The organism is Microbulbifer agarilyticus (assembly GCF_019800665.1).
In the GTDB taxonomy this organism is placed as follows: Bacteria; Pseudomonadota; Gammaproteobacteria; order Pseudomonadales; family Cellvibrionaceae; genus Microbulbifer; species Microbulbifer agarilyticus_C.
The window spans coordinates 51,967-77,986 of the sequence record NZ_JAHVKO010000005.1 but is presented as its reverse complement, the minus strand read 5'-3'; the positions used below and the strand labels follow the sequence as shown (position 1 = coordinate 77,986).

Below are 26,020 nucleotides of genomic sequence, written 5' to 3'. Positions count from 1 at the left end.
CCGAAATCAAACAGTGCAATCAGGGAAGCTGGTCGTTCAGTGATAATTTTCCGCTACCTCTGCCGCGAGCTACTCGGTGCAACTCTGGCCGTCAGTGCCGTGTTGTTGCTGATGGTCATGAGCGGCCGTTTTGTGAAGTACCTGGCGGAAGCTGCGGCGGGTGATCTGTCCGCCGGAATCCTGTTTTCTCTGATGGGCTTTCGTCTACCGGGCTTTCTCGAGCTGGTTATCCCGCTCGGCTTCTTCGTCGGTATTTTGCTCGCCTACGGCCGTCTGTATATCGAAAGCGAAATGACGGTGCTGCATGCGTGTGGTTTCAGTGAGCGTCAGCTGCTGGGTTACACCCTGGTGCCTGCCCTGATGGTGGCGGCGTTTGTTGCCGCAATGAGCCTGTACCTGACGCCCACGGGCATTGAGCGCACCTCTCATCTGCTTACTGCAGATAAAACCCGCAATGAATTTGATCACCTGGTGCCGAAGAAATTTATCGCCACCAGTGGCAATCGCGCGGTGTACTACGCCGAAGGGCTGAGTGACGACCGCTCCACGATGCACAATGTGTTTCTTGCCGAGCTGGGCAATTCCCGCGGTGATACCGAAACCGACCATCAGATTGTTACCGTAGCCAGTGAAGGGGTGCAGCAGATCGATCCGGAAACCGGCCTGCGTTACCTGGTTTTGCGGGACGGCTACCGCTACGAAGGTATACCCGGCCAGAGCGATTACCGGCAGATGGCGTTTGCCAGCTACGAGGTGCTGCTCGAAGTGCCGCGCCTGCGCTCAAAAGCTAGTGAAAAGCTGCAATCCATGTCCACCGCAGCGCTGTGGAAAAGTGAGGATCCCCGGGAACGGGTGAACCTGCACTGGCGTTTCAGCCTGCCTGTGCTGGTGCTGATCGTGGCGATTCTGGCGGTGCCCCTGAGTCGCACCAACCCGCGCCAGGGCCGCTATGCCAAGATGATTCCCGCGGTACTGCTCTACATCGTGTATCTGGTTGCCCTGCAGAGTGTTCGTGGCGCCATTGAAGATGGCAAGATCGAGCAGGCCTGGGCTATCTGGCTGGTGCATCCCCCCTTCCTGATTCTCGGTCTGATATTGCTCGGAGGGCGCGACCGCAAGCCGCGCAAACGTGGTGCAAATAGCGGTGGCGCAAGTAATGTTGGGGGTGCCGATGTCTCTGCTTGATCGCTATATTGCGCGCACCGTTACCCTGGCAGTCCTTGCGGTGCTGATGGTTATCCTCGGGCTGGATATTATTTCTGCCATTGTCGATGAGCTGGAAGATCTGGGTGGTAACTACCAGTTCACGAATCTGCTCGAGTACGTGGTGTGGACACTGCCCGAACGCATCTACAGCCAGTTGGGCTTTTCTGCACTGGTGGGTTGTATGGTGGGCCTTGGCACACTTGCCGGTACCAGCGAGTTAACGGTCATGCGCGCATCGGGCGTATCCATTGGGCGTATCGCCTGGGCGGTAATGAAACCGGTGATTGTGCTGATCATCTTCGGTCTGGCGCTTGCCGAACTGGTGATACCTTATACCAATCAAACCGCCGAGAGCCGCCGGGCGATTGCCCAGGGCGAACTGGAAAACTCCGGCCTGGAGCATGGACTATGGCTGTTTGACAGTGGGGAGTTCGTGCATTTCAACGCGGCGCTGCCGGGCGGAACCTTGTTTGGCATTACCCGCTATAAGTTCGATGAGGATCGCCAGCTGCAGCAGGTGGTTTTCTCCGAGCGCGGTCATTTCGAAAATGGTCGTTGGGAGCTGCAGAACAGTCGCCAGACCCGCCTGACGGCAGATCGCGCCAGCAGCAGCCGGGAAGCGCGTTCCACCTGGAATTCGGACATGTCACCGGAACTCTTCTCTCTGGTGGTGCCGCTGCCCTCAGATCTATCTCCGCGAAACCTCTGGTCCTACGGCCGCTTCCTCGATCGCAAAGGGGAGGAGTCCGCACGTTACTGGCTGGCGTTCTGGAAGAAGGTGCTGCAACCGTTGACCATTGCCGGTCTGGTGATGATGGCTATCTCGTTTATCTTTGGTCCGCTGCGTGAGGTGACCACTGGATTGCGGGTGTTTACCGGGGTGATAGTGGGGATCGTGTTCCAGACGATTCAGGATATGCTGGGGCCGTCTTCCGTGGTGTTTGGCTTTCCGCCGTTTATTGCGGTGATCGTCCCCATTCTGGCGAGCTTCCTGCTCGGCTGGTTGTTACTGAAGCGGGCGCGCTAAGCGCCCGTCTCCAGCAGTTCTTCGCTTTATCCTATTTGATCTTACAGCGACTTTTTCTTCTTCTTTTTCGGCAGCTGTCGAACTTCCGAATCTGACGCCAGGTCATGCCAGCTGGCCCGATCTGGCCGGAAATATCCCCAGAAGTACCCGAGTCCCAGGCACGCCACCGACAGCGGGCCGACCAGTGCGCGAATACAGCACTGGTACCAGCTCAACTGCACACCGTTGTTGTTTGCCACCATCAGGCGCCAGGCGCGCATGCCGATGGTCTGCCCCGCGGCTCGCCATGACCAGAAGAAGTAGCCGGCGGTGACCAGTAGCAGGCCGAACTGATAGAGCGGGCCGCCCACGCACGGGGTGTAGTCAATGTGCTCCGGCTGGCATTGCAGGCCGCCAAATGTGGTGGCCACGAGTAGGGCGAAGAAGCCATACACCATCCACAGGCCGGCGACGATCAGCGCGTCGTAGATCAGCGCAATCAGGCGCGGAACGACGCCTGCGTAGGGAAGGTGGTTGAATTCAGTAGGTGACTTGACGGTGTCGGACACGGGAATCTCCGCCTGTGGAAAAAGTGGCGGAGATTCTAGCAGGTAAATGAGGGAGCGCGCGCCTTGTGGGTGACGGCAGTCGGATCAGAACTCGTATTCGAATGTGAACTTGAACTTGTCGTCGGATAGACGGAAGTCGTAATCCAGTACGTTACTGAACTTGCCCTCGCTCTGGGTATAGCGCAGCAGCGGATGTTGTTTGTTGCGCTTGTGCTGAGCCATATAGGTCTTGAAACCCATCTTCAGGATTTCATTGACCGCGCGGCCCCCGGTTTTCTCGGCGTAATCACTGGGGCGGGTATGCTGCTCGAGCCACTGGTGGTTCAGGCGGCGGTGGACCATACCCATGGAGTTGTTACGCAGGTTCTCGGCGGATTCGTACAGAGCCTGGTTATCCATGCCAAAGGCACTGTCGATGAAAAATGCATTGTCGGCCTGAAGGTTCAGGGCACTATCGGAGTCGGGAATAAAAATATCGTCGGCAAGCAGGGTTGAAGAAATTGGGAGCAGTAAGAGACCGAGCACGACTGGTACAGGATTAACCAGGTGCCTTGATGAACGAAACCGAGTACAGCGAGATTCCATTTTGCTACCCCAGGGAATGTTTTCTTGGCTCAGGTGGTTGCTGAACAACCACTGAATTTATTATGGCTCACCCTGTTCAAGCTGTTGTATCTCACAAAAGTCGCGAAGATGCCAACGCCGTTTGCAAACGTTTCTGTGAAACGAGTCATTTTTCCGCAAGCCCCATGATTGCTGGATCTCTAGAGTTTTGCCCAGTTCTCAAGGCCTGCGGGGAGCTTTCCGCCAATGTTTTTTAGTATGAAATTGATTTAGTCGCGGAAATGCTTATAAAAACTTTGTCTAGTGATCGTAGCCTTGGATCGATAACGGAAAAGGCAGTTCCATAGCTTTTGACTGTTGGCGTCATTTTGGTCGTAAGTCTTTGAGATAAACGTGAACGAATGAGCGTGGCGGGTCATATGTTTTCTGGCTTATTGACAGCGCTGTCTTTTTCGTTATGGTGTTGCTTTGGGTGGACTCTAAAATCCGCCACCACAACATAAGAATTTAACGGGTGCTTTGTGCAGTGCACTCACCAATAAAGAGACTGTCCATGAGAAGGATCCCACTCTTTGCCAGCCTGGCCCTGTCTGCGGTCATTGCTGCCTGCTCCGACCCAAGATCTACCGAATCCCCAGAGGCCGCTGCGCCGCTGGCGAGCGCCGATTCCCCGGCCGCCGAGCGGCTTGCGGCCAATTTCGCGGTGACTCAGGAAGTACTTCAGAACTTCCAGGGCGTAGACGATGCCCTGCGGGCGCAGTGCAAACAGGCTGGTGGTAGCGGGGCGATCTGCTCCACCTATCGCATCAGCTTGATCAATAATGGTGCTGCGGTAGGCGCCGGCGAGCGCGACTGGACCCTGTATTTCCACAGCGTGCGCCGCACCTTTGCACTGCTGAACAGTGATGCCTTCAAGCTGGAGCGGGTGAATGGGGATTTGCACCGATTGACCCCGACCGAGCAGTTCGCTGGTATTGCCAGTGGCGATACCTTGGAGCTGGATTTGCTGGCCGAGAACTGGATGCAGTTCGAGTCCGACTTCCAGCCCCGTTTGTTTGTTGTGGACGCCGCCGGTGAACCCCACATCATTCGCGCAACCGACACCGATGACCTGTCGGACATCGTATTGCCAATCACCAAGAATGATCCGAACAACTGGAAGCGTGTAACGAGCGACAGCAATACCCTGGCCACCGCCGAAACCCGCTATCAGCGGTTCACCGCCGATGTCTCGCCGGTGAGTGAAGAAGACTGGCGAGCCCGTATTATCCCGCAACCTGCCAGCATACAGTTGAGCGAAGCGCCAGCGATCCAGCTGGGTTCCGGTATTGCGCTGCACGCCGACGGACTGGGTGCCGGTTCAGTTGCCGCACTTCAGCAGCGTATCGATACGCTCAAGCTGTCGCCGCAGGGCGAAGCGGCTTACCCGGTACGAATTAAGGTGGATGTCGCTGGCTTTACCGGTCAGCCGGTGGGTGCCTACCAGCTCAACGTGAGTGAGCAGGGTGCGGAAGTAGTCGCCGCCGATGCCAGTGGTGCCTTTTACGGTGTGCAGTCCCTGCTGGCACTGGTTGATCTAAAGAGCGCCAGTCTGCCGCAAGCGGCGGTCGAAGATGCACCGCGCTTCCCCCATCGCGGCATGTTTGTGGATGTGGGCCGCAATTTCCACAGTAAGGAAGTGATTCTCAAGCTGCTGGATCAAATGGCAGCGTACAAGCTCAATCGCTTCCATTTCCATCTGTCTGATGACGAGGGCTGGCGCCTGGAAATTCCCGGGTTGCCGGAGCTGACCGAGATCGGCAGCCAGCGTTGTTTCGACCTGGAAGAAAACCGCTGCTTGCTGCCACAGCTGGGTTCCGGCCCATTTGCGGATAACTTTGGCAGTGGTTTCTACAGCGTGGACGATTATGTAGAGATCCTGCGCTATGCGGCGGATCGTCATATTGAGGTGGTGCCGGAATTTGATATGCCGGCCCACGCGCGCTCCGCTGTGGTGGCAATGGAAGCCCGCTACCGCAAGCTGAAGGATTCAGATCCAGAAGCGGCGGCCGCCTACCGCCTGATCGACCCGCTGGATGATACCGAGTACCTGTCGGTGCAGTTCTACAACGACAGCTACATTAATCCCTGTGTGGACTCTACCTATAACTTCGTCGGCAAGCTGATCGGCGAAGTGAAGGCGATGCACGATCGCGCGGGGCACCCGCTGAAGACCTGGCACTTCGGAGGCGATGAGGCGGTGAATATCATGGCCGCGGATTCCTTTGAAGATGCACCAGGTAATGACCCGGAGAAGGGGGATGCGCGTGCAGAGCAGCGCAACAAACCGTGGACCAATTCACCCCAGTGCCAAAAGCTGATCGCCAGTGGGGAAGTAAAAGCCATCGACGAGCTGGGTGAACTCTACGCCAAGCGGGTGAGCAAGCTGGTTGCCGATGCCGGCGTGCCCACCATGGCAGCCTGGAACGACGGCGTGAAGAAAATCAGTGATGCTGAGCAAGAGCTGGCGACGCCGCATAACTTCGTGAATTCCTGGGCACCGCTCTTCTGGGGTGGCGGCGACGAGAGCGTGCACTTCGCCGAAACCGGTTTTGAGGTGGTGCAGTCCCACTCTGACTTCCTCTACTTCGACATGCCACAGGAAGTGGATCCCAAGGAGCGTGGTTACTACTGGGCATCCCGTTATACAGATACGCGCAAAACGTTTAGCTACGCACCGCTGAATACGGCGCAGTTGGCCGAGGTGTATCCGAATCGCGATGGCCAGGGCTGGACCGCCAATACGCCGGCCGTGGAATTCGCCGACAGTGTGCGGGGTATTCAAGGGCAGTTGTGGAGCGAAGTGGTGCGCACCGACGAAGCGGTGGAGTACCAGGTTTTCCCGCGCCTGCTGGCCTTGGCCGAACGCGCCTGGCACCAGGCCTCGTGGGAGCTTCCTCTAAATGAAGGGCAGAGTTTCTCTGCCGAAACTACCTTTGTGGATAAGTCCGCGATGGCGGCAGACTGGGCAGTGTTTGCCGCGGCACTCGGTAACAAAGAGTTGCTCAAGCTGGATCGCGCCGGTGTTGGCTACCGCGTGCCGGTACCGGGGGCGACGGTTGAAGGGGAAAGTGTGAAGACCGCTCTGCCGTATCCGGGGCTGACGCTGGAGTATTTCGATGGCGAACAGTGGCAACCACTGGCCGATGATGTAACTCCACAAGCGGTGCAGTCACTGCGTGCAATGAGCGCAGACGGGCAACGGGCTGGACGATCAGTGGCACTGTAATTTGTGGCGTCGTAACCGACATCCGTTGTGGATGTGTTCTAAAAAAAGGGCCCGTTTACGGGCCCTTTTTTTGTTGTTCTTTTGTTGCTTCTTTATTGTGCTTTGGTTGTTGTCACTTGCTGTCGCCGGAGAGTGTTTCTGCCTCAGGTCTACAATTGCTGAATAAATCCCGGTGATCAGCGCGCTATTCCTCACGGATTTCGGAATTGAAGGTGTTCTGTATGGCGGGGGTGGGGAAAATACCGCCCGTGGGGTGCTAGATTGGGTGCACTGTATTTATCCAAAGACCATCTAACTAATAAGAACGACGACGAGAGGTGCCCATGGCGAAAAGTAAGGTGTATGACTACGTAATCGTCGGTGGCGGCTCGGCGGGCTGTGTACTGGCGAATCGTCTGAGTGAAGACGAGCAGAATCGGGTTTGCCTGCTGGAGTCTGGCCCCTCGGATCACAATTTGTTGATTCAGATGCCTGTGGGCATTGGCTATCTGGTGCCCGGCAAACGCTTCAATCTGCATCACTACACCGAGCCGCAGGAACATCTCGACGGCCGCCGCCTGTTCTGGCCCCGCGGCAAGGTACTGGGGGGCAGCAGCGCGATTAACGCCATGTTGTATATCCGCGGCAATGCCGGTGATTACGACGCCTGGGAACGCGCCGGCAACCCCGGATGGGGCTGGGATAGTATGTTGCCGTACTTCCTCAAGGCCGAGGGCAACGAGCGCGGCAGTGATGCCTGGCACAGTGGCTATGGCCCGTTGTCGGTGTCGGACCTCAAGTGGAAATCGCCCGCAGGCCACGCATTTCTGCGCGCAGCCAAGGAGGCCGGGCACACTCTCAATAACGACTTCAATGGCCAGCAGCAAAACGGTGTCGGCTTTTATCAGGTAACCCAGAGATCCGGCCGGCGTTGCTCTTCCGCCACCGCCTATTTGTACCCCGCTAAAGCGCGCTCAAACCTCAGTATCTATACCCGCTCTCCGGTGGCGAGACTGGAATTCAAAGGCGACCGGGTTTGTGCGGTAACCCTGGTGAATGGTCAGCGCATTGTGGCGAATAAAGAAGTCATTTTGTGTGCCGGGGCAATTCAGTCACCGCACATCCTGATGCTGTCGGGTATTGGCCCGGAGGCCGAGCTGAAAAAGCTGGGTATCGTGCCCCAGTGCCACTTGCCGGGGGTGGGCGCAAACCTGCAGGATCATCTGGATATCACCCAGGTGGTTGAGACCAACCGTTCGGTTGGGTTTAACGATGCGCTATTGCCGAAAATGATGGCGGCATTACACCTGCCCGAGTACCTGTTCTTGAATCGCGGCAAACTCACCAATAACGTCGCCGAGGCCGGCGGATTTGCCAGTTCCAGTCTTGCGGGCGGGCATCCCGATATCCAGTTCCACTTGAGTGCAGTGCCATTGTTTAACCACGGCCTCGACAAGCGCTCGGGTAATGGTTTTTCATTGCACGCCTGTGCGCTGCGCCCAAAAAGTCGCGGGCGGATCAGTTTGGCATCCCGGAACCCGCGGGACTTGCCAATCATTCAGCCGAATTACCTGGCGGAACCGGATGATCTGCAGGTGTTGGTGGAAGGCTTCGAAATGTCCCGGGATATTATTGAGCAATCGGAATTGAAGCAGCTGCAAAAACGCTGGTGGCTGCCGGAAGAATCACTCACCAGCAAGGAAGCGATCACGAAGTTTATTCGACAAAAGGCCGAGTCTATTTACCATCCTGTAGGTACCTGCAAAATGGGCCAGGATGAACTGGCCGTTGTGGATAGTGACTTGCGTGTACGAGGCGTGGATGGACTGCGTGTGGTGGATGCCTCCATAATGCCCACCTTGATCAGTGGCAATACCAATGCGCCGGTGATCGCCATAGCCGAAAAAGCCGCGGATTTAATCTTGAGCAAATCCGCCGTGCCAAGCACCGAGGAAGTTACCGAAAACGCATGATCTGGCAGTGTCCCCAATGCAACCTTTCCCTTGAACTCGAAGGACGAAGCTGGCGCTGCGCCAATGGCCATACCTTCGACCAGGCCCGCGAGGGCTACGTAAATTTGCTGCCTGTGCAGCAAAAGCGCAGCCGTGAACCCGGGGATTCTGCTGAAATGCTAAATGCCCGTCGGCGCTTTCTTGAAGCCGGGCACTATGCGCCCCTGGCAGACGCCATTTGTGCACAGTTAATGCAGGGGCGAGAACAAGCACAATCTCCGGTGTTGCTGGATGTGGGCTGTGGCGAGGGTTATTACGACCGGGCTCTGGTTCAGGCCGGCTGGCCGGAATCTGGGATAGCTGGTGTGGATATCGCCAAGGCCGGTGTGCGGCTTGCAGCGAAGAGGCAGGCGCAGGCCCATTTCGCTGTGGGCAGCAGCTTCCATCTGCCAGTTGCAGATAACAGTGTCGACGCCATATTGCGGGTTTTTGCCCCGGGCCCCGCAGAAGAATTATCGCGTGTGCTGAAGCCCGGCGGAATCCTGCTCGATGTATCCCCGGGGCCGGATCATTTGTGGAGCTTGAAAAGCCGCTTGTACGATAAACCACAGCAGCACACTGCGCCGTCGCCTGTAGTTGGCTTTGACCTGGAGAGCGAACTGCGCTGTGAATTTCCACTGCTGATTGAGGGTGGTGAACCGGTACAGGATTTTCTCGCCATGACGCCGTTTGCGTGGAAGGGGGATGCCGAAGCCCGTCGCACCTTGGAGGAAGAGCCTGGCCTCAATCTCGAGGCGGACTTTCTGCTGCGTCGCTACGCCAAGCGAGTCCACTGATTTTCACCCTTACAATAACCTCCTCACCGGCAGATTCAGGATACCGAACCTTGGCAACACCTCTGGATTTTATGTTTATGCAGCGGGCGCTGGGTCTCGCCGCCAAGGCCGCGGAAGTGGGTGAAGTGCCCGTTGGCGCGGTAGTGGTACTGGATGGTGAAGTGATCGGCGAAGGGTTCAATCAACCGATTTTGGCATCTGATCCCAGTGCCCACGCGGAAGTGATGGCGATGCGTGCGGCTGCGCACAAGCAGCAAAACTATCGGCTGCCCGGCGCCACCCTGTACGTGACTATCGAGCCCTGTACCATGTGTTTCGGCACTTTGATTCACGCACGCATCGGGCGTGTAGTGTATGGCGCAATCGAACCGCGCGCCGGGGTGATCACCAGTCAGCTACAGTTGCCTGATCAGAACTTTTTCAATCACAAGGTGCAGGTGGAAGGCGGCGTTATGGCTGAGGAAGCCGGCGCCTTACTAAAGGATTTTTTCCGGAAACGGCGTTGATATGCTGATCCCCATTGTCATTAACAGTCTGCTGGTTGCCTTCGCGGTGGTGATCCACCACGAGGTACTCAATACGCTGTTCTGGGTGGGGCAGAAGTGGCAATTGCGCAGGAACATTGGCGTGCTGATTGGTGTTTTCGGCACCCTGATCGCGCACGTGATGGAAATCTGGATGTTTGCGGTTGGGTATTACGTGATGTTTCACTCGCCGCTGTTTGGGACCCTGGAAGGTAACTTCGATGGTACCCTCCAGGACTGTATCTACTTTTCATTTACCACCTACACCTCTCTCGGGCTCGGTGATATTGAGCCCCACGGCACCTTGCGTTTCACCGTGGGGCTTGAGGCCCTGACCGGCCTGGTATTGATCACCTGGTCGGCCTCTTTCTTGTTCCTCAAAATGCAGCGCTATTGGGCTGAAGATCTGGGCGAATAGGCCCGCTTTTTATCTTCGGCGGGCGCTTACCTCATTTCTCGTGCGATTACGCAGTCGCGCTTTCGCGTTCTTCCAGTGCGGGAATCGCGGCGATGGTTTTTTCCACCAGCGTGCGCAGCTGCGCGGACGAGGATTCATCCACCAGTGCACCATCGGCGAAGGCACTAAACGATGACGGTACCGCGAGCATGGTCGGGGAGACCCACACGCCCATCGGTTGCAGGATATCCCGCAGGTGGTTGAGCCCGCGCATACCGCCCAGACCACCGGGAGAAGTCGCGAACAGGGCGGCGCGTTTGTTCTGGAAGGTAACGCCGCGGCTGAAGTTTGCGTCGGGACGGGATACCCAGTCGATCAGATTCTTGAGTGCGGCGGTGACGGAGCCGTTGTACTCGGGGCTCGCGATCAGCAGGCCGTCCGCGGACGCAAACAGTGCTTTCAGTTTGCCAGCTGCTTCCGGAGTGGCGGTCGCTTCCACATCCTCATCGAACAGGGGCAGGGGGTAGTCGCGCAAATCAATTTCGGTTACCTCGGCGCCTGCTGCCCGCGCCATTTCCGCTGCAGCGCTGGCCAGCTGGCGGTTCCAGGAATCTTTGCGCAGGCTACCGGAGAGTGCCAGCAGACGGGGTTTACGTTGGTTGCTCATGTGTATTCCTCTGGTGCCTGGCCCCGGTTACCTTGGTCGTGTGAGGGCCTTTGAACGTATTGAGGCTATTTTGATCCTTTCACAGAAGAACAAAAATAAAGTATTTGCAATGTTTCTGTGCAAATTTGCACAGAGGGGCTGGCCCGGCTAAAGTCTGCAGATCGCCGTCGCCTATCGACTACTTTCCCACGATTACTTCCACCCCTAGAGGCGACTTTGAGGAGCGTTCAATGGCAGGTCCATCGGTCAAGGACTGGAACAACTTGCACTATGCCCTTGCGGTGGCCAAGGCGGGCACGCTGTCGGGGGCTGCACTCGAGCTGGATGTGTCCCACTCCACGGTATTGCGCCGTATCGATGCACTGGAGAAAGCGCTAAAAACTCGCCTGTTTATTCGTCACCCCCGCGGTTATGTACCAACCGAAGCGGGGCGCATGTTGATGGGCGCGGCGGAGAATATGCAGGACCAGTTGGACCTGCTGGTGGGCAAAATGCAGGGGGTCGATGAGACGCTGCAGGGCTCTCTGGTAATCACCACGGTCGGCACACTAATCCCCATGCTGATGCCCATTGTGCGAGGGTTTCAGCGCAAGAATCCGCAGCTGCGACTGGAGCTGGTGGCGGACAGTCGCCAGCTGCGCCTGGAACACGGCGAAGCCCATATCGGCATCCGCCCTGGCGCCAAGCCCTCGGAGCCGGATTACGTGGTGCAAAAGGCGATTTCACTGCATAGCTCGCTGTATGCGTCTGCCGCCTACCTGCGTGAGTGCGGGCCGTTTCAGTCGCTGGAGCAGGTTGCCGGGCATCGCTTTGTCGCCCCGGTTGACGCCTACGATTTCATTCCGAGCCTCGCATGGATCGCCCGGGCGGTACCGGAGGAGCAGATCGTGCTACGTTGCAACGAGTTTTCTGGGTTTGAGGATGCGGCCCGCTGCGATGTGGGTATTGCCGCAATAATCAGCTGGTGTGCCGAGGCCCGGCCCGGATTGCAGCGGTTGATTGAGCCGCCCTCGGACTGGAGTACGGACTTGTGGCTGGTAACCCATCGTGACATGCACCGGACGCAAAAAGTACAGCTGTTTCTGTCCTGGTTAAAACAGGAACTCGCGCGCTTACCTGCACAAATCGGCGCGGTAGCCTGAAGCTGGGATATGCTTGAAAGCTGGGTCCGAAATCCATTTCGTCCTCAACAAACATCGTGAACAAATAGCGGGAAACAATGTGAAAAAAATAATTAGCGCGACAATTCTGTGTGGAATCCTGGGGGTGCTCACCGCTTGCGATAACAAACCTCCCGAGCAACAGGCGGCGGAAGCACAGGCGCCTGCTGTTAAATCGTCGGGTTCCAATGATCGGGCGCAAGTTTCTAATGAGCGCGACCCAGCAATGGACGCATTGGCCGAGCATTATGTGCGGCTGGTCCTTACGCTGGGTAACCACGATAAGAGTTACGTCGATGCTTACTACGGCCCGGCAGAGTGGAAAACAGAGGCCGAGGCAGACACCGCATCGCCTGCGGAACTTGCCAATCGCGCTGAGCGGCTGCTTGCCCAGTTACCGCAAGCCATTGCGCCTGCCGATGACCTCAACACCCTGCGCAAGCAGTACCTGAAAACCCAGTTGGGAGCGGTGGCTGCCCACGCGCATCATATTGCCGACGCCAGCTTCCGCAATTTTCAGCAGGAGGCCAAGGCGCTATACGATACCGAGCCGCCGGTGCAGCAATACAGTGACTTTGACCCGGTGCTCAAAGCGCTGGATGCCGAGCTGCCCGGTGATGATCCCCTGCATACTCGGGTGCAAACGTTTCGCGAGCAATACCGGATTCCCGAAGACAAGCTCGACAGCGTATTCAAAGCGGCCATCGAAGCCTGCAAGGAGCGCACCCAGGCACAGGTTGCGCTCCCTGCTAACGAAAGCTTTCGCCTGGAATACGTCAAAGACAAACCCTGGAGTGGTTACAACTGGTATCAGGGTGACTCTCACAGCCTGATTCAGATCAACGCTGGCCTCCCCATTCATATTGACCGCGCCGTGGACCTCGGCTGCCACGAAGGGTATCCCGGGCACCATACCTATAACGCCCTGCTCGAGGAAAAGCTGGTAAAAGATCAGGGGTGGGTTGAGTACAGTGTTTACCCGTTATTCAGCCCCCAGTCGCTGATCGCCGAAGGTACGGCGAATTACGGTATTGAACTCGCGTTCCCGGGGGAAGAGAAAACCCGCTTTGAACAGGAAACCCTGTATCCCCTGGCCGGACTCGATCCTGCTACTGCGGAAAAATACCAGCGCGTACTGGATCTACTGGCACAGCTGAAGTTCGCGGAAAATATTGTTGCCCGCGAATACATCGACGGAGAAATCGATAGCGCGGAAGCGGTAAAACGCTTTCAGAAATACACCGCGATGAGCCCGGAGAAAGCGGAGCAGCGGGTAAAGTTTGTCGATACCTACGGTGCCTACGTGATCAACTACAACTGGGGCAAGGCGCTGGTCAAAGAGTATATCGAGGCTGACGCAGATACCCCACAGGCGCGCTGGCAAAAATTTAGTCGGCTGCTGTCCTCGCCGCGCTTGCCGTCTTCACTAAATTGGTAACCGCTTTACTAGTAGCCATTTAACGAATAGTCGAATAGCCATGTGCAGTGTTTTTGATGTTGATGATGAGGCCGGCTTCGAGCGCTTTCTCGATGAATATGGGGTGGAACACCAGGAGGAAATGATTTTTGGCCGCCGCCGGCGGCCCACCACCAAGGTGAGTATCGTCACCGGTCGCCACGGTGCGCATCAGGTGGAAAATGCCATCTGGCACCTGTATCTGGAAAAGCAGGGCGACGCCTGGAAACCGCACAAAAAATACTGGTCCATCAACAGTAACTGGAAAAAGCTCGGGCAACGGCCGGAGTACCGCAAGTCGCGCTGCTTAATTCCCGCAACCGCCTGGGTGGAGAGCCAGCACGGCAAGAACCCGGTAGAGTTCCGCTTCGGTCGTCCGTTCTTTTTCTGTGGCCTGTACAAAACCTGGGGTGACCTACTGAGCTGCTCGATTATCACCCTGGCGGCACACCCGGATACCGCCCGCTTCCATGAGAAAAGTTTTCCCATGATTGCGCCTGCAGACCCGGCCTTTGTCGACCAGTGGCTCGATGGTGGGGAAGACACCCAGGCGTTTGAACCCTATCTGCACCCGGATATTCGCTTTGACGGTGCGGACTTGTTGGTGCAGCCGCTGCACAAAGCCATGGGGTTGGAGTACACCGGGGAGGCCCAGCAGGTGAATCAGTACATACCACCGGGTACGTCGCAGACTCTGTTCTAGTAGTTAGCTCTCGTGTTCAGACAGCTGGGCCAGGGTTTTCCCTGGCAGATACGCCAGTACTCGCAACAGTTGCTTCTGCAGGGATTGCGAGGCTGTTGCAAGGTTGCGCAGGAATTGCTCCTCGGACGTCCCCGGCTCGTCCAGCAGATTGGTAATCGATTTTACCGCCACCAGCGGTGTATTTTTTAACATGCACACCCAGGCTACTGCAGCCGCTTCCATCTCCTTGGCAACCGCGCCGAACTGTTCGATCACTTCCACATCCCGTGGATGTTTCTGCAGTGAACTTCCGGATGACACCACTCCCGTGGGTAACTGCAGTGCCGACGCCATACGTCGCACATTAAATGCCGGGTAGTGGCCAACAGCGGATTCGTCGAAGCCGGGCAAAGGCACCAGTCTATCGTGGAATACAAAACGGTCATCGCTCAGGTAGACGGTGCCGATAGCGGCGCTGCGGGCGGAAAAGCCGCCGGCGGTACCGGCGCTGATCACCAGGTCAGGGGCGAAGTGATCCACCGTGGTGTAGGCCATCAGGGTGGCGGCAACCGGCCCGATATTGTCTACCGCGTAGCGGTGGTCGTGGCCACTCACGGTAGCGGAAATTGCCAGCCCGGCAGATTCGCCGCGGTAGGTCACAAAAGGCAGGTCCTGGTCGTGGAGCCGGCTATCGGCGCTCAGCCCCAGCGCCTCAATCACCGGGCGCGCCTCTTCCTCCATGGCGAACAGCAGAGAAACCTTGTGGATCGGCGTATCCATGTCAATTTGTGTGCCCATAGCGTATTGCGAAGCTCATTGAGATTGAAAGGCCGCACTCTACCCCCAATTATTGGCGGAGGAAACGCAATCGGTAGCCAATCGGGTATCATGCGCCCATCCGATGGTCGCCGCCTGCGCGGTGACCCGTCAGCAGAACAACAGGAGTAATCGTGGAAGAATTTATCGTCGAGGTGACGGCAGAGAACGCACAGCAGGTACTGATCGAAGAGTCCATGAAGCGACCGGTACTGGTCGACGTGTGGGCGGACTGGTGCGAGCCCTGCAAGCAGCTGATGCCGGTGCTGGAGAAATTGGCCACGGAATACGCCGGTCAGTTCCTGCTGGCAAAGCTGAACGCCGACACGGAGCAGGCCCTGGCAGGCCAGTTGGGGGTGCGCAGCCTGCCTACGGTAATGTTGCTGAAGGAAGGCCAGCCGGTGGACGGATTTGCCGGTGTGCAGCCGGAGAAAGAAATCCGCGACATGCTGGATAAGTACCTGCCCAAGACCTGGGACCTGCAATTCCAGCAGGCGCAGCAGCTGGTAGGTGAAGGCGAACTGGACCAGGCGCTGCCATTGCTACGCCAGGCCTACGGGGATTCCGGCGAGCGCGCCGATATCGCCAAACAGTATGCCGCGGTATTGCTTGAGAAGAATCGCGCCAAGGAAGCGGAAGAGGTGCTGGGCAAGATCCTGATGGCGGATCAGGATGCCGACTACCAGCAACTGATGGCACAGCTGGAACTGAAGCAGGCCGCCGCCGAATCCCCCGAAATCAAAGCCTTGCAACAGGCGCTGGTAGAGAACCCGGACGACAATGAGTCAGCCTACAAGCTGGCGATTCAGTTGAGCCAGGCGGAACGCCAGGAAGAGGCCCTGGAGATTTTACTCAAACTGTTGCGCAAAGACCTCGGTTTTGCCGATGGTGCAGCCAAGCAGGCATTCCTGGATATCGTGAAAGCTCTCGGTGCCGGCGACCCGGTTGCCACCACTTATCAGCGTAAGCTGATGACACTGATGTTCTGAGCCAAAACCCCGAGCCTGCGCCATGTTCAAACTCTGTATTTACGTTCCCGAGACCCATCTGGAACCGCTGAAACAAGCTATTTTCGACGCCGGTGCGGGTCGTATTGGCGACTATGATCGCTGTTGCTGGCAGGTGCTGGGCACCGGCCAGTTTCGCCCACTCGACGAGAGCCAGCCGTTTATCGGCCAGCGCGGGCAGGTGGAGCAGGTGGCGGAGTACCGCGTGGAAACCGTCTGCGCGGATGATGTGGTCGATGAGGTGCTCGTGGCCATGCGCCGCGCACACCCCTATGAAGAGGTCGCATTTGACCTCTGGCGGTTGGATGATCGCTGTGGCTGAGTGTCTCGTGAGGCGCTCGTCTTTTTCCGTTCCCGCGACGTGTCACGCGCAGGCGCATTGATCACTAAGTAAAAAATGCGCCAGGCCTTTTATCTTCCCGCCGCTCGTACAGTTCCTCTTTTTCTCCCTTACTTCTTGTCTAAATCTCCGTTTAGATCGTTCATTTGACGCTCTTCGCATCCCCCGGATAGCAGCGCAACCCGTTGTGAGCTGGTGCATAGCGCACTTTTTTGGATCGCTGCCGGTTTGCTTTGCAGAGATTTTTGCGACCGAGATGCGACCATATTCCCAATTTTGGTCATGGACTAATTGGTCAGTCGAATCTGGTTGGTAATGGGGCGTTGCGTGCACAACACTTGGGCGGTTCACCGTGATTGCAAATTCGAATAATTGATAAAAACCACAAACGGAGAATTCATCATGCAGAAGTTCAAACTGCTTGCTTCCCTCCTGTTGTTCTTTTCTTTTTCAGCGAACCAAGTTGTAGCCACGCCAGTAAAAGCCACCGCTGCTGGCGACAGTATTACCATGGGGTTCGCCGCCGACTGCACCGGTAATACGTTTTTTACCGGCGGCTTCTTTTGTCTTCTGGGTGGAGACCAGCCCGAACACAGCTGGTTTGATGGCTGGGATGCCAGCGTCAACAGTGTCCACGACAAGTACAAGGCGCTAGACCCGGGCGTAGCAGCTAACAAAGGTGCCGCACGTTCCGGTGCGGAAATGCGAGGAGGCGGTGATAGCTTCAGTGTTCAGGCAGATCGGATTCTTGCCGAGACCTCGGTCGCCGATCACGTAGAGGTTGTACTGGGCGGCAATGATATCTGTAATCGCGACTGTGTCGATGGCGCTAACTGTGGGGATCCGCTGTACACCGACGCACAATGGCGCGGCGCTGTCCGTGCCGGTATGGACAAGCTGATGAATGGGCTTCCGACAGGCTCTACGGTTGTGCTTGGTTCCGTGCCGCGCATCCAGGACCTGCGTGCGGCGGGCCTTGCCAAGCAGTTCGGCAACTGGCGGGTAAATTGTGAAAGCGCCTGGTCGACCTTCGGTATATGTCGAATCGCCACCGATGGCGGCACCTTGAATGGTGAGAGCTTTGCAACCCGTCACGCGGGCATTACCGCGGCCCAGAAACGGTATAACGAAATCCTGCAGGAAGAAGCCAGCGCCTATAACGGCACCAACGGCATCGAAGTCGTCGCAGAGTATGCCGGGGAGTCGCAGCCCAGCACCGGTACTTTCCAGTTCGGTAAAAATGATATTGATGGTGGGGACTGCTTCCACCCGAGTGTTGCCGGACAAAATACCGTCGCCGACCTGATGTGGAATGGCAACCCGGACAAATAAGGCCAAACATTCCGAGACGTAAACGGTGAACGGGCGGGCTCAGGCAGTACCCGCCCTCGTGCACCTACCCTGCAAGACTACGCGCCGTCATCTTCATCGTCATCGGTGTCCGGATCTGAATCTTCTTCTCCGTCTTCCCGGCCTCCTGCGCCATCTTCCTCACCGGCAGACTCGCTGTCATTGTTATTGCTATTGCTGCCCGAGCTGTTGCTATTCGCCGGTGCGCTATCCAGGTCGTCGAAGTAACCGGACTCTGCGACGGTATATTGCAGGCGCTGGGGCAATCCGTTGCGCATAAAGGTTACGTCTGTCACTTCACCGCTCACCAGGGCGTCCCACAACGGGTTCTGGCCGCTGTGAACCCATTCGTCGTTAACCCGCAACACGACATCGCCTTCTTCGAGTCCCAGTGCGGCAAAAAACTCGCTGTCTGCAATACCTTCCAGGCGCAGTAACTTGTAACCATCAACTTCGTGTTCCGCGAGAACAAATTTCTTCGCCAGCTCCTCGCGCTCGAGCAGCTGTTGGCGCAGCCACTCTTGCCCCAATGGCAAAACGCCATCTGGTGGGATAAGTTTGCGGGTCTCACCGGCAGGTTGCTCAATACGCTGCATGGTTGCGGCGTCCCGTGGTGTCCGACTGGTTAACGGCGGCAGATCAGTGGCCTCGCTGTTTGCACCTCGCAGGTTTAGCCGCTCTATAACACCATGATTATTCAGTATCACATGATCTTTATGGATATAGGTTAGCTGCACGCCCTGCAGCAGTGATGCTCCCGTGGAGAACCGCACCGCCTCCTTACCTTCTACCGCAATCAGTGCGCTGGAGTTCTCCGCGGCGGTGGAAAGACTGGTGCCTTCGAGGCGCAGGGGTAATTGCGTGTGCTGAACGCGCGGTTCACCACCTGCGGAATATCTGTCGGCTTGTGGATGAATACTGCCAGAGGCGATCCCAATGCGCCGCAGTTCCCGCTCAACCCACATCGCATAATGCTCATAAGACTTGGGGCCGCGGGTATATAGGCCATTGATCAGAACGACCGGGACATTACCGAAGCCCTGGTCCTTGGCGAGCGCAAGATCAGACTCCACCCGTGCAGACATTTCCCGCTCCTGCATGCACGTTGCTAAATCTTCCGCTTTTAGGGAGAGCTGCTTTGCCAATAGTGGATAGGTTTCACTATCGAGATGGCGCGCACGCGCATAGAGCCCGTCAGCATAAGCCCAGGGCGAGCCCTGTCTGGCGGCACAACGTGCGGCACGGGCGGCGTTGTGGCCCTCGCGGTGGAAGTGCATGGGGTAATCGATCTGTTGCAGTGACACCCAGCCCGGGTAGGTATCCAAGAGTGCCAGCAGTTGGGGGTGAACCTGTGCGCAGTGCACCGACTGGTAGGAGCAGAAAACCGTAAGTGCCACGGGTGCCTGCGGATTTCCCCGTACGGGACGCTCCCCGGCATTCACTTCGATGCGTGGCGGCTCGGGATAATCCAGTAGCCATTCGACGTCGCCGCCAATTTTGGCCTGCCTGGCATTAACCATCTGAGTTAACTGGGTGAAACGCATTTCATATTCGGAAAGAAGCAGGTCGTAATGCTGTATCTGGATGGCGGTATCCACTTGATGCAGGTAAATAGGCTGGCCACCTACGGTCGCAACGATCAGTTTATTTTGTGCAGCAGATGAGGCGTTGCTTGTTGGAGTGTCGTCGCTACAGGCGCAGAGTGATAGCGACAGTAATGCAAGCAGAGCGAACTTTACGGACAACCAGAAATTCTTCAGGAGCAGGACTTTCATCGCATTTGGCTCTTTATCGTTCTTGTACTACCGAGTTTAAACCACTGCATCGGAATCGCTCCAAGTGGGCCCCGTGAAAGTTGTGCACCGTGACACAAATTTAAAGACCTTCAGGCGCCACTGGGTTACAGTAATCCGAATACCTATAACAAAAGTGCCGGGCCGTATATTTGCTGGTTTTCTGATAGATTCTCAGCGCTGGCCCGGTCCTGTTGTAAAACCACTGATAGCAAATACTTACCATGCTGCAAAATTGTCGTTTTCCCGGTGTTCGCGCCGTTCTCTCGCTTGTTCTTTCGATTGCTCTTCCGCTAGCCTGCTCGGTTTTCCTCAGCGCGTGCGCCCCAGAACCGAAGGTGCAGAAGATCGTAAGTGATGGACAACTAAATCGACAGTCCTATATCAGCGAGGTGGATGGGGCAGAGCGTGAGTATTTTGTCTATCTGCCGCGAGGTTACGCGGCTTCTTCATCACAACAGTGGCCGTTAATGTTGTTCCTGCATGGCAACGGCGAGCGTGGCGATGGCAGGCAGGATTTGGATTTCGTGCTTACGCACGGACCGCTATACGAGGTATGGGCGCAGAAAAGAGATTTACCGTTCATTATCATCGCCCCCCAGCTGCACATGTTCGGGATGGACAAGAAGTTTGCCTATATTGCCAATCGCAGCCGCGACTCGATTCCGGCGCGACAGGAGCAAGGGACCCCGGAGCGGACGTACTTCTCACCAATCGGCGAGATGCAGCCCGGAGAAATGGTGGATGAGTGGGGACAGGTAGCCCCGTTACTGCCAGATGGCTGGGAGCGGGTCGAGCAGGATCTGTTAAATATATTGCAGCACACTACCGAGCGCTTGCGGGTGGATCAGAGCCGGATCTATCTCACTGGAATCAGTTACGGCGGCTTCGGTACCTGGTATATGGCGAGCCGTCACCCGCAGAAGTTTGCCGCGATTGCACCGGTGGTGGGTTGGGGGCACCCGGACTTTATGCCACCGATCGCCGAGGCCTCATTGCCGGTGTGGGCGTTTGCGGGTGGCCGCGATACCGCGGTGCAGAAATCCCATTTCTTTGGCGGCATCAACAAGCTGGAGCAGGAAAGCGACGCGGAAGTGCGCTTCACCATCCACGAAGATATGGCCCACGACGTGTGGCGCCGGGTATACGAGGGGCAGGATATTTACGACTGGCTGTTAAAGCAGCGCCGAGAGAGCCCGGGGCAGGAGTAAGTCCTGGGCCGGGGTTAGTTACAGCTTCCGTTCGATGATGCCGCGGTGCAGGCCGTAGCTTCCTTTTTCGCGGTCACTGAAGTAATGCTTCAGTGTCTGTGTCATCACTGGAAAGGCCATTTCCCGCCAGGGGATGTCCTTTTCGTCAAACAATTCCACTTCCAGAGACTCCGGCCCGGGGCCGAAATTGGTATCGGTCAGTTCGCCGCGGTACAGCAGGTAGACCTGATTGATATGCGGAATGTCGTAGACCGAGAAAAGTTCATCTACGCGGATACTGGCACGAGCTTCTTCCCATGACTCGCGCAGAGCACCCTGCTCACTGGTCTCACCGTTTTCCATAAAACCAGCCGGCAGGGTCCACAGCCCGTGGCGTGGCTCGATGGCGCGCTTGCACAACAGCACCTGCTCACCGAAGTAGGGCAAGACCCCCACGATTACTCGCGGGTTCACATAGTGAATGGCGCCGCAATCGTGGCACAGGTGCCGCGGGCGGTCATCCCCTTCGGGAATTTCGAATACAACGGAATGGCCACAATGGCTGCAAAATTTCATGGCGCAAGTATACCCGCGCGGAGCGGGAGTGCCAGCCTGACGCTGTCGGGACTTCTATAGTGTTTAGGAGATGTTTTTTGCAGTAAGCGGTGGTTGTTGTTCCATGGCGCGTTTTCTTGTGGTTTTCCTGTCGGTGTCGATACTTGCGATCGCGACGGCAAGCTGTTCGAAGAAAGAGGAGGAAGTCGGTCCCAAGGCGCCACCGGTGGAAGTGCTTGCTGTGCGCAAGCATCAGGTTGTTCCCCGTTATGAATATGTTGGGCGGGTAGAGGCAACCGACGAATTCAAGGTGCGGCCCCGGGTTGAGGGTTACATAGAAAGCCGCGACTTTGTAGAAGGGCAGCTGGTGCAAAAGGGTGAACTACTGTATCAGATCGACCCCAAACCCTATATCGCGGCACTGGACAACCAGCGAGCGAACCTCGCCCAGGCGCGCTCCGCGTTGCGCGTCTCCGAGCGCAACTATCGCCGGGGGCTGCAGCTGGTGAAAACCGGTGCCATCAGCCAGGTGCAGATGGATGAGCTCACCGGCAACTTTGAGGCAGCCGAGTCCACCGTGGCCGCCGCCCAGGCGGACCTGGAGGCTGCGCAACTTAATCTTTCCTACACCCAGATTCGCGCGCCCTTGACGGGGCTGATTGGCCGCTCGGAATTCACCGAAGGCTCGCTGGTGGGGCCGGCCACCGATCCCCTTACTTCGATTGTCCGCATGGACCCGATTTACGTCACCTTTGAGGTGCCGGAAAACCGCCTGTTTGCGGTGCAGGAGGAGCAGGAGCGCCGACGTCAGACCGGCGAAAGGCCGGTGGAGCGGGAAATCCAGATCAAGCAGCCCGACGGCAAGTTTTATCCCTATCCGGGCATTATCGTGTTTGTCGACAACCAGATTGACCAGGCTACGGGTTCTGCCCTGGTGCGTGCGCGATTCCCCAACCCCGAGCGCCTGCTCGTGCAGGGGCAATTTGCCCGGGTTGTGATCAGCGTGTTCGCGGGCGCCGATTCGATCAAGCCGCTGGTGCCGCAGGCGGCGGTTCTCGAAGACATGCAGGGACGGTTTGTTTACGTTGTGGACGATAACAACATCGCGCACAAACGCTACCTTGAGCTCGGGCAGCGCGAAAACGAACTGTGGGCGGTGGAAAAGGGGCTCAAGGCTGGCGAGCGGGTGATTGTGAACGGGTTGCAGAGGGTGAGTCCCGACAAACCGGTAACCCCGCAAAATACCGCGCTTGATCCGTATAAAAATCTCAAGACAGAGAAACCACCGCAAGTGGAAAGTCCACTTGAACAGATTCGTTCGGGGGATATCCCACCCGAAGAGCGACGCGATGGAGGCGCTCGTGACGGTGCCGATATCGAGCAGTTGCAGGAGGAGATGCGTCGCGGTGCAGAGGGTGAGGGCAGGGAAAAATCCCAAGAGCCCGATGCCTATCTTGACGGTAAGTGAATCGACCACTGGAGAGTGAATAGCAACAAAGTGAACAGGGAAAGCGCTTGTGATTAGCGCGACGTTTATCCGCCGCCCACGCTTCGCGCTGGTGATCTCTATTCTGATCTCCCTGGCGGGGATACTCTCATTACCGTTGCTTCCTATTGCCCAGTACCCGGAAATCTCCCCACCCACGGTGGTAGTGACCGCCAACTACGCCGGTGCCAGCGCCGAAGTCATGCGCGATAGCGTGGCCATTCCCATCGAGTCACAGGTCAATGGGGTGGAGGGCATGACCTACATGACCTCCACAAGTAGTAATGACGGTACCTACAGTCTGACGGTGACGTTTGAGAGCGGCTATGACGGGGATATTGCCCAGGTAAACGTGCAGAATCGGGTGCAGCAGGCGACCCCCAGCCTGCCCGCAGAGGTGAACCGCAGTGGGGTCACCGTCGAGAAGCAGTCCAATACCATCTTACTGGTGGTTAACCTCTTGTCCGAGGAAGGGGAGTTTGACTCTCTATTCCTGTCCAACTACGCAGAAATCTTTATCCGTGACGAATTAACACGGATCGACGGTGTAAGTAGCGTCGATATTCTGGGCTCCCAGCAATACGCCATGCGCCTGTGGCTAAACCCGGACAAAATGGCAGCGCTGGATGTGACTGCGAATGATGTGATTGCCGCGGTAGAAGCGCAGAACCTGCAGGTGGCGGCCGGCAAAATTGGTGCGCCGCCCATTCGTTCGGATCAGCAATTCCAGTACAACATCCTTGCCGAAGGACGTCTCGTCGACCCGGAGGAATTCGAAAACATCAGCCTCCGCTCTTCTCCCGAAGGCGGCATCGTGCGGATGAAGGATATAGCGCGGGTTGAGCTTGGTAGTGCCAGTTACAGTGCGTTTGGTGAGCTGGACGGCAAGCCGTCTGCGGTAATTGCGGTTTACCAGCTACCCGATGCCAACGCCATGGATGTGGCGACCAATATCCGTAATAAAGTAGACGCCTTATCCGAACGGTTTCCCGATGGCCTGCAGGCGAAGATCATTTACGACACCACCACATTTGTCAGCGAATCGATCAAAGAAGTAGTCATTACGCTGGTGATCGCACTGCTGCTCGTGATCATCGTGGTGTTCGTATTTCTGCAGGACTGGCGTGCAACGTTGATTCCTGCCGTCGCCATTCCCGTATCGCTGGTGGGCACCTTTGCGGTGATGCTTGCGCTGGGTATGAGTATCAATACGGTGACGCTGTTTGCACTGATTCTCGCCATCGGCATTGTGGTGGACGATGCGATTATTGTGGTGGAAAACACCCAGCGGTTAATGGGCGAAGGGCTCGCGCCGAAAGACGCGGCGATGGAGTCCATGCGCGAGGTGACCGGCCCGGTGATCGCCACTACCGCGGTGTTGTTTGCAGTGTTTGTACCGGTGATGTTGATGCCCGGGTTGACGGGGAAAATGTATCAGCAGTTTGCGATCACTATCGCCATCTCGGTATTTATTTCCAGTGTGAATGCACTGACGTTAAGCCCCTCATTAAGCGCGATCTTGTTGCGCCCGCCCAAAGGCGGCGGCGAGCATGGCGAGAAAAATCGTGGCATCTTTGGCATCTTCAATCGATTTCTACATGGTTCGACAAACCTGTATGTAAAAATTGTCCGCTTCTGTGTGCGCAGGCCACTGGTAGGACTCAGCACAATTTTCGGGCTGGGCGCCTTTTGTTTCTGGCTATTCTCCGCCGTGCCGACCGCCTTTATCCCTGACGAAGATCAGGGTTATTTCATGATGAACGTGCAGTTGCCCGACGGCGCTTCACTGGAGCGCACTGCGCCAGTGGTCAGGAAATTGAGCGAGGATATTCGCAAGTTGGATGGCGTCGCGCATGTCATGGCGGTACCCGGGTACAGCTTGTTGTCCAATAGTCTCGCCTCGAACACGGCATTTATGATCGTGATCCTGCATCCCTGGGACGAGCGCGAGGAGCCTGAGTTAAACCAGTTTGTGATTCTCGATAAGGTGCAAAAAATGGGTGCCGGGGTACCGGAAGCCCAGATTCAGGCCTTTCCCGTACCTGCACTGCCGGGGCTTGGTACCATCGGTGGGTTTGAATTCGTTCTGGAGGACCTGCAGGGCCGAGATATTCAGGAGTTGGCCGGTGTGCTTTATGCCGTGTTGGGTGAGGCGAATCAACGCTCGGAAATTGCCCAGGCATTCACCACCTATCAGGCCGCCTCGCCGCAACTCGAGCTCGAAGTGGATAAGGACAAGGCGCATATTCTCGGACTGCGGTTGTCCGACGTGTATCTCACCTTGCAAACCTATCTGGGCAGTTACTACATCAATGATTTCAATCGCTACGGCAAGGTGTTTCAAGTGCTGGCGCAGGCCGATTCGCAATTCCGTGACAGCGAGGACGATCTCACCGGGTTCTTTGTGCGCGCCAATAGTGGAGGACTGGTTCCCGTAAGTTCTATTGCTGAAGTATTACCGATTGTGGCGCCGCAAACCGTGCAGCGCTACAACATGTACAACAGTGTCACCATCAATGGTGGGCCGGCGCCAGGCTATTCCAGTGGCGAAGCCATGAACGCTATGGAGGAAATCGGCAAGCAACTGCCGGATGGCTACGCCTACGAGTGGACCGGCCAGAGTCTGGAAGAAATTAGTGCAGGCAACCTGGCGCCGATTCTGTTTTCGCTGGCGGTGCTGTTTGCCTACCTGTTTCTGGTGGCCCAGTACGAGAGCTGGAGTATCCCTGTCGCCGTACTGCTGGCAATTCCCGTGGCGATCTCGGGTGGTCTGTTTGCCAACTTCATCATGGGGCATGACAACGACCTCTACACGCAGATTGGTCTTGTGTTGTTGATCGGTATTTCAGCCAAGACCGCGATCTTAATGGTGGAGTTTGCGGCAGTGCAGCGCGCCTCCGGCAAAAGTATCGAAGAGTCGGCACTGGAAGCCACGCGCCTGCGTTTCCGCGCGGTACTGATGACGGCACTGGCATTCGTGCTGGGGATCTTCCCGCTGGTGATTGCCACCGGGGCGGGTGCGGCAAGCCGTGTTTCCCTCGGGCTTGCGGTGTTTGGCGGTATGCTTGCCGCAAGTATTGTTTCTACCTTCTTGGTGCCGATTTATTTTGCGCTGGTGCAGTCTGTGCGCGAGAAGTTAACCGGCCACACGGGTACTGTTGATCAGGGCGAAAGCAAAGATTCTGCGACCTGAGCAGGTGTCGGGCAGCGTAGTAAC

The 26,020-nt window shown here is 56.9% G+C and carries 22 protein-coding genes; 16 read left to right on the top strand and 6 right to left on the bottom strand.

Annotation, left to right across the window (positions count from 1 at the left end):
• The first annotated feature begins 39 nt into the window (after nucleotides 1-39).
• Together lptF and lptG are read left to right on the top strand one after the other, a co-directional pair.
• On the top strand, nucleotides 40-1,185 hold the full coding sequence (lptF, locus tag KUV22_RS13045; protein WP_222231805.1) for an LPS export ABC transporter permease LptF: 1,146 nt from the start codon (nucleotides 40-42) through the stop codon (nucleotides 1,183-1,185).
• Nucleotides 1,172-2,233 carry an LPS export ABC transporter permease LptG gene (gene lptG / locus KUV22_RS13040; protein WP_222231803.1) on the top strand — a complete coding sequence of 354 codons (1,062 nt, stop codon included), beginning with the start codon at nucleotides 1,172-1,174 and terminating at the stop codon, nucleotides 2,231-2,233. The genes lptF and lptG overlap by 14 nt, the downstream gene beginning before the upstream one ends.
• 41 nt (nucleotides 2,234-2,274) lie before the next feature.
• Here the strand turns inward: lptG and KUV22_RS13035 are convergent, their stop codons facing one another.
• The gene (locus KUV22_RS13035; RefSeq protein WP_222231801.1) at nucleotides 2,275-2,781 is read right to left on the bottom strand and encodes an RDD family protein; all 507 of its coding nucleotides are present in this window, start codon (nucleotides 2,779-2,781) and stop codon (nucleotides 2,275-2,277) included.
• A gap of 84 nt (nucleotides 2,782-2,865) precedes the next feature.
• On the bottom strand, nucleotides 2,866-3,306 hold the full coding sequence (locus KUV22_RS13030) for a hypothetical protein (protein WP_222231799.1): 441 nt from the start codon (nucleotides 3,304-3,306) through the stop codon (nucleotides 2,866-2,868).
• A 592-nt stretch (nucleotides 3,307-3,898) separates the two neighbouring features.
• Between KUV22_RS13030 and KUV22_RS13025 the strand changes: the two genes are divergently transcribed.
• The 5 genes from KUV22_RS13025 (at nucleotide 3,899) to KUV22_RS13005 (ending at nucleotide 10,322) form a co-directional block, all read left to right on the top strand.
• The gene (locus KUV22_RS13025) at nucleotides 3,899-6,613 is read left to right on the top strand and encodes a family 20 glycosylhydrolase (RefSeq protein WP_222231797.1); all 2,715 of its coding nucleotides are present in this window, start codon (nucleotides 3,899-3,901) and stop codon (nucleotides 6,611-6,613) included.
• Nucleotides 6,614-6,936: 323 nt separating this feature from the next.
• A complete protein-coding gene (locus tag KUV22_RS13020) occupies nucleotides 6,937-8,565 on the top strand; it encodes a GMC family oxidoreductase (RefSeq protein ID WP_222231795.1) in 1,629 nt (542 codons plus the stop codon).
• Nucleotides 8,562-9,380: a 23S rRNA (guanine(745)-N(1))-methyltransferase gene (rlmA, locus tag KUV22_RS13015; RefSeq protein WP_222231793.1), complete on the top strand. Its 819-nt coding sequence runs from the start codon at nucleotides 8,562-8,564 to the stop codon at nucleotides 9,378-9,380. The genes KUV22_RS13020 and rlmA overlap by 4 nt, the downstream gene beginning before the upstream one ends.
• A 71-nt stretch (nucleotides 9,381-9,451) precedes the next feature.
• Nucleotides 9,452-9,886: a tRNA adenosine(34) deaminase TadA gene (tadA, locus tag KUV22_RS13010; protein WP_222232328.1), complete on the top strand. Its 435-nt coding sequence runs from the start codon at nucleotides 9,452-9,454 to the stop codon at nucleotides 9,884-9,886.
• A gap of 1 nt (nucleotide 9,887) precedes the next feature.
• Nucleotides 9,888-10,322, top strand: a complete 435-nt coding sequence (locus KUV22_RS13005; RefSeq protein WP_222231792.1) for an ion channel — start codon at nucleotides 9,888-9,890, stop codon at nucleotides 10,320-10,322.
• Nucleotides 10,323-10,368: 46 nt separating this feature from the next.
• Here KUV22_RS13005 and KUV22_RS13000 read toward each other — a convergent pair whose 3' ends face one another.
• Nucleotides 10,369-10,968, bottom strand: coding sequence for an NADPH-dependent FMN reductase (locus KUV22_RS13000; protein ID WP_222231791.1), 600 nt, complete (start codon nucleotides 10,966-10,968; stop codon nucleotides 10,369-10,371).
• 230 nt (nucleotides 10,969-11,198) lie between these two features.
• Here KUV22_RS13000 and KUV22_RS12995 point away from each other — a divergent pair, with 230 nt between their 5' ends.
• The 3 genes from KUV22_RS12995 (at nucleotide 11,199) to KUV22_RS12985 (ending at nucleotide 14,287) form a co-directional block, all read left to right on the top strand.
• The gene (locus tag KUV22_RS12995; protein WP_222231790.1) at nucleotides 11,199-12,110 is read left to right on the top strand and encodes a LysR family transcriptional regulator; all 912 of its coding nucleotides are present in this window, start codon (nucleotides 11,199-11,201) and stop codon (nucleotides 12,108-12,110) included.
• A gap of 79 nt (nucleotides 12,111-12,189) precedes the next feature.
• Nucleotides 12,190-13,566, top strand: a complete 1,377-nt coding sequence (locus tag KUV22_RS12990) for a hypothetical protein (protein WP_315857556.1) — start codon at nucleotides 12,190-12,192, stop codon at nucleotides 13,564-13,566.
• Nucleotides 13,567-13,606: 40 nt separating this feature from the next.
• Entirely contained in the window at nucleotides 13,607-14,287 is a 681-nt protein-coding gene (locus KUV22_RS12985) for an SOS response-associated peptidase family protein (RefSeq protein ID WP_222231789.1), read from the top strand.
• A 3-nt stretch (nucleotides 14,288-14,290) separates the two neighbouring features.
• On the opposite strand, the gene KUV22_RS12980 is transcribed toward KUV22_RS12985, so the two are convergent.
• Nucleotides 14,291-15,064 carry a phosphorylase family protein gene (locus KUV22_RS12980; protein ID WP_222231788.1) on the bottom strand — a complete coding sequence of 258 codons (774 nt, stop codon included), beginning with the start codon at nucleotides 15,062-15,064 and terminating at the stop codon, nucleotides 14,291-14,293.
• Nucleotides 15,065-15,216: 152 nt separating this feature from the next.
• Between KUV22_RS12980 and trxA the strand changes: the two genes are divergently transcribed.
• The 3 genes from trxA to KUV22_RS12965 all read left to right on the top strand — a co-directional run bounded on the left by trxA (nucleotide 15,217) and on the right by KUV22_RS12965 (nucleotide 17,761).
• Complete coding sequence (gene trxA, locus KUV22_RS12975) at nucleotides 15,217-16,071, top strand: thioredoxin (protein WP_222231787.1); 855 nt, start codon at nucleotides 15,217-15,219, stop codon at nucleotides 16,069-16,071.
• A gap of 22 nt (nucleotides 16,072-16,093) precedes the next feature.
• Nucleotides 16,094-16,411: a Nif3-like dinuclear metal center hexameric protein gene (locus tag KUV22_RS12970; protein WP_222231786.1), complete on the top strand. Its 318-nt coding sequence runs from the start codon at nucleotides 16,094-16,096 to the stop codon at nucleotides 16,409-16,411.
• A 420-nt stretch (nucleotides 16,412-16,831) separates the two neighbouring features.
• Nucleotides 16,832-17,761, top strand: a complete 930-nt coding sequence (locus tag KUV22_RS12965) for an SGNH/GDSL hydrolase family protein (protein WP_222231785.1) — start codon at nucleotides 16,832-16,834, stop codon at nucleotides 17,759-17,761.
• A 77-nt stretch (nucleotides 17,762-17,838) separates the two neighbouring features.
• Here KUV22_RS12965 and KUV22_RS12960 read toward each other — a convergent pair whose 3' ends face one another.
• On the bottom strand, nucleotides 17,839-19,554 hold the full coding sequence (locus KUV22_RS12960) for a thioredoxin domain-containing protein (RefSeq protein WP_222231784.1): 1,716 nt from the start codon (nucleotides 19,552-19,554) through the stop codon (nucleotides 17,839-17,841).
• Between the two features lie 356 nt (nucleotides 19,555-19,910).
• Between KUV22_RS12960 and KUV22_RS12955 the strand changes: the two genes are divergently transcribed.
• Nucleotides 19,911-20,783 carry a carboxylesterase family protein gene (locus tag KUV22_RS12955; RefSeq protein WP_315857555.1) on the top strand — a complete coding sequence of 291 codons (873 nt, stop codon included), beginning with the start codon at nucleotides 19,911-19,913 and terminating at the stop codon, nucleotides 20,781-20,783.
• 18 nt (nucleotides 20,784-20,801) lie between these two features.
• Here KUV22_RS12955 and KUV22_RS12950 read toward each other — a convergent pair whose 3' ends face one another.
• Entirely contained in the window at nucleotides 20,802-21,338 is a 537-nt protein-coding gene (locus KUV22_RS12950) for an NUDIX hydrolase (protein ID WP_222231782.1), read from the bottom strand.
• A 103-nt stretch (nucleotides 21,339-21,441) separates the two neighbouring features.
• On the opposite strand from KUV22_RS12950, the gene KUV22_RS12945 reads away from it, so the two are divergent.
• Together KUV22_RS12945 and KUV22_RS12940 are read left to right on the top strand one after the other, a co-directional pair.
• Complete coding sequence (locus KUV22_RS12945; protein WP_261319539.1) at nucleotides 21,442-22,785, top strand: efflux RND transporter periplasmic adaptor subunit; 1,344 nt, start codon at nucleotides 21,442-21,444, stop codon at nucleotides 22,783-22,785.
• 49 nt (nucleotides 22,786-22,834) lie between these two features.
• Nucleotides 22,835-25,996 carry an efflux RND transporter permease subunit gene (locus KUV22_RS12940; protein ID WP_222231780.1) on the top strand — a complete coding sequence of 1,054 codons (3,162 nt, stop codon included), beginning with the start codon at nucleotides 22,835-22,837 and terminating at the stop codon, nucleotides 25,994-25,996.
• Nucleotides 25,997-26,020 lie beyond the last annotated feature (24 nt).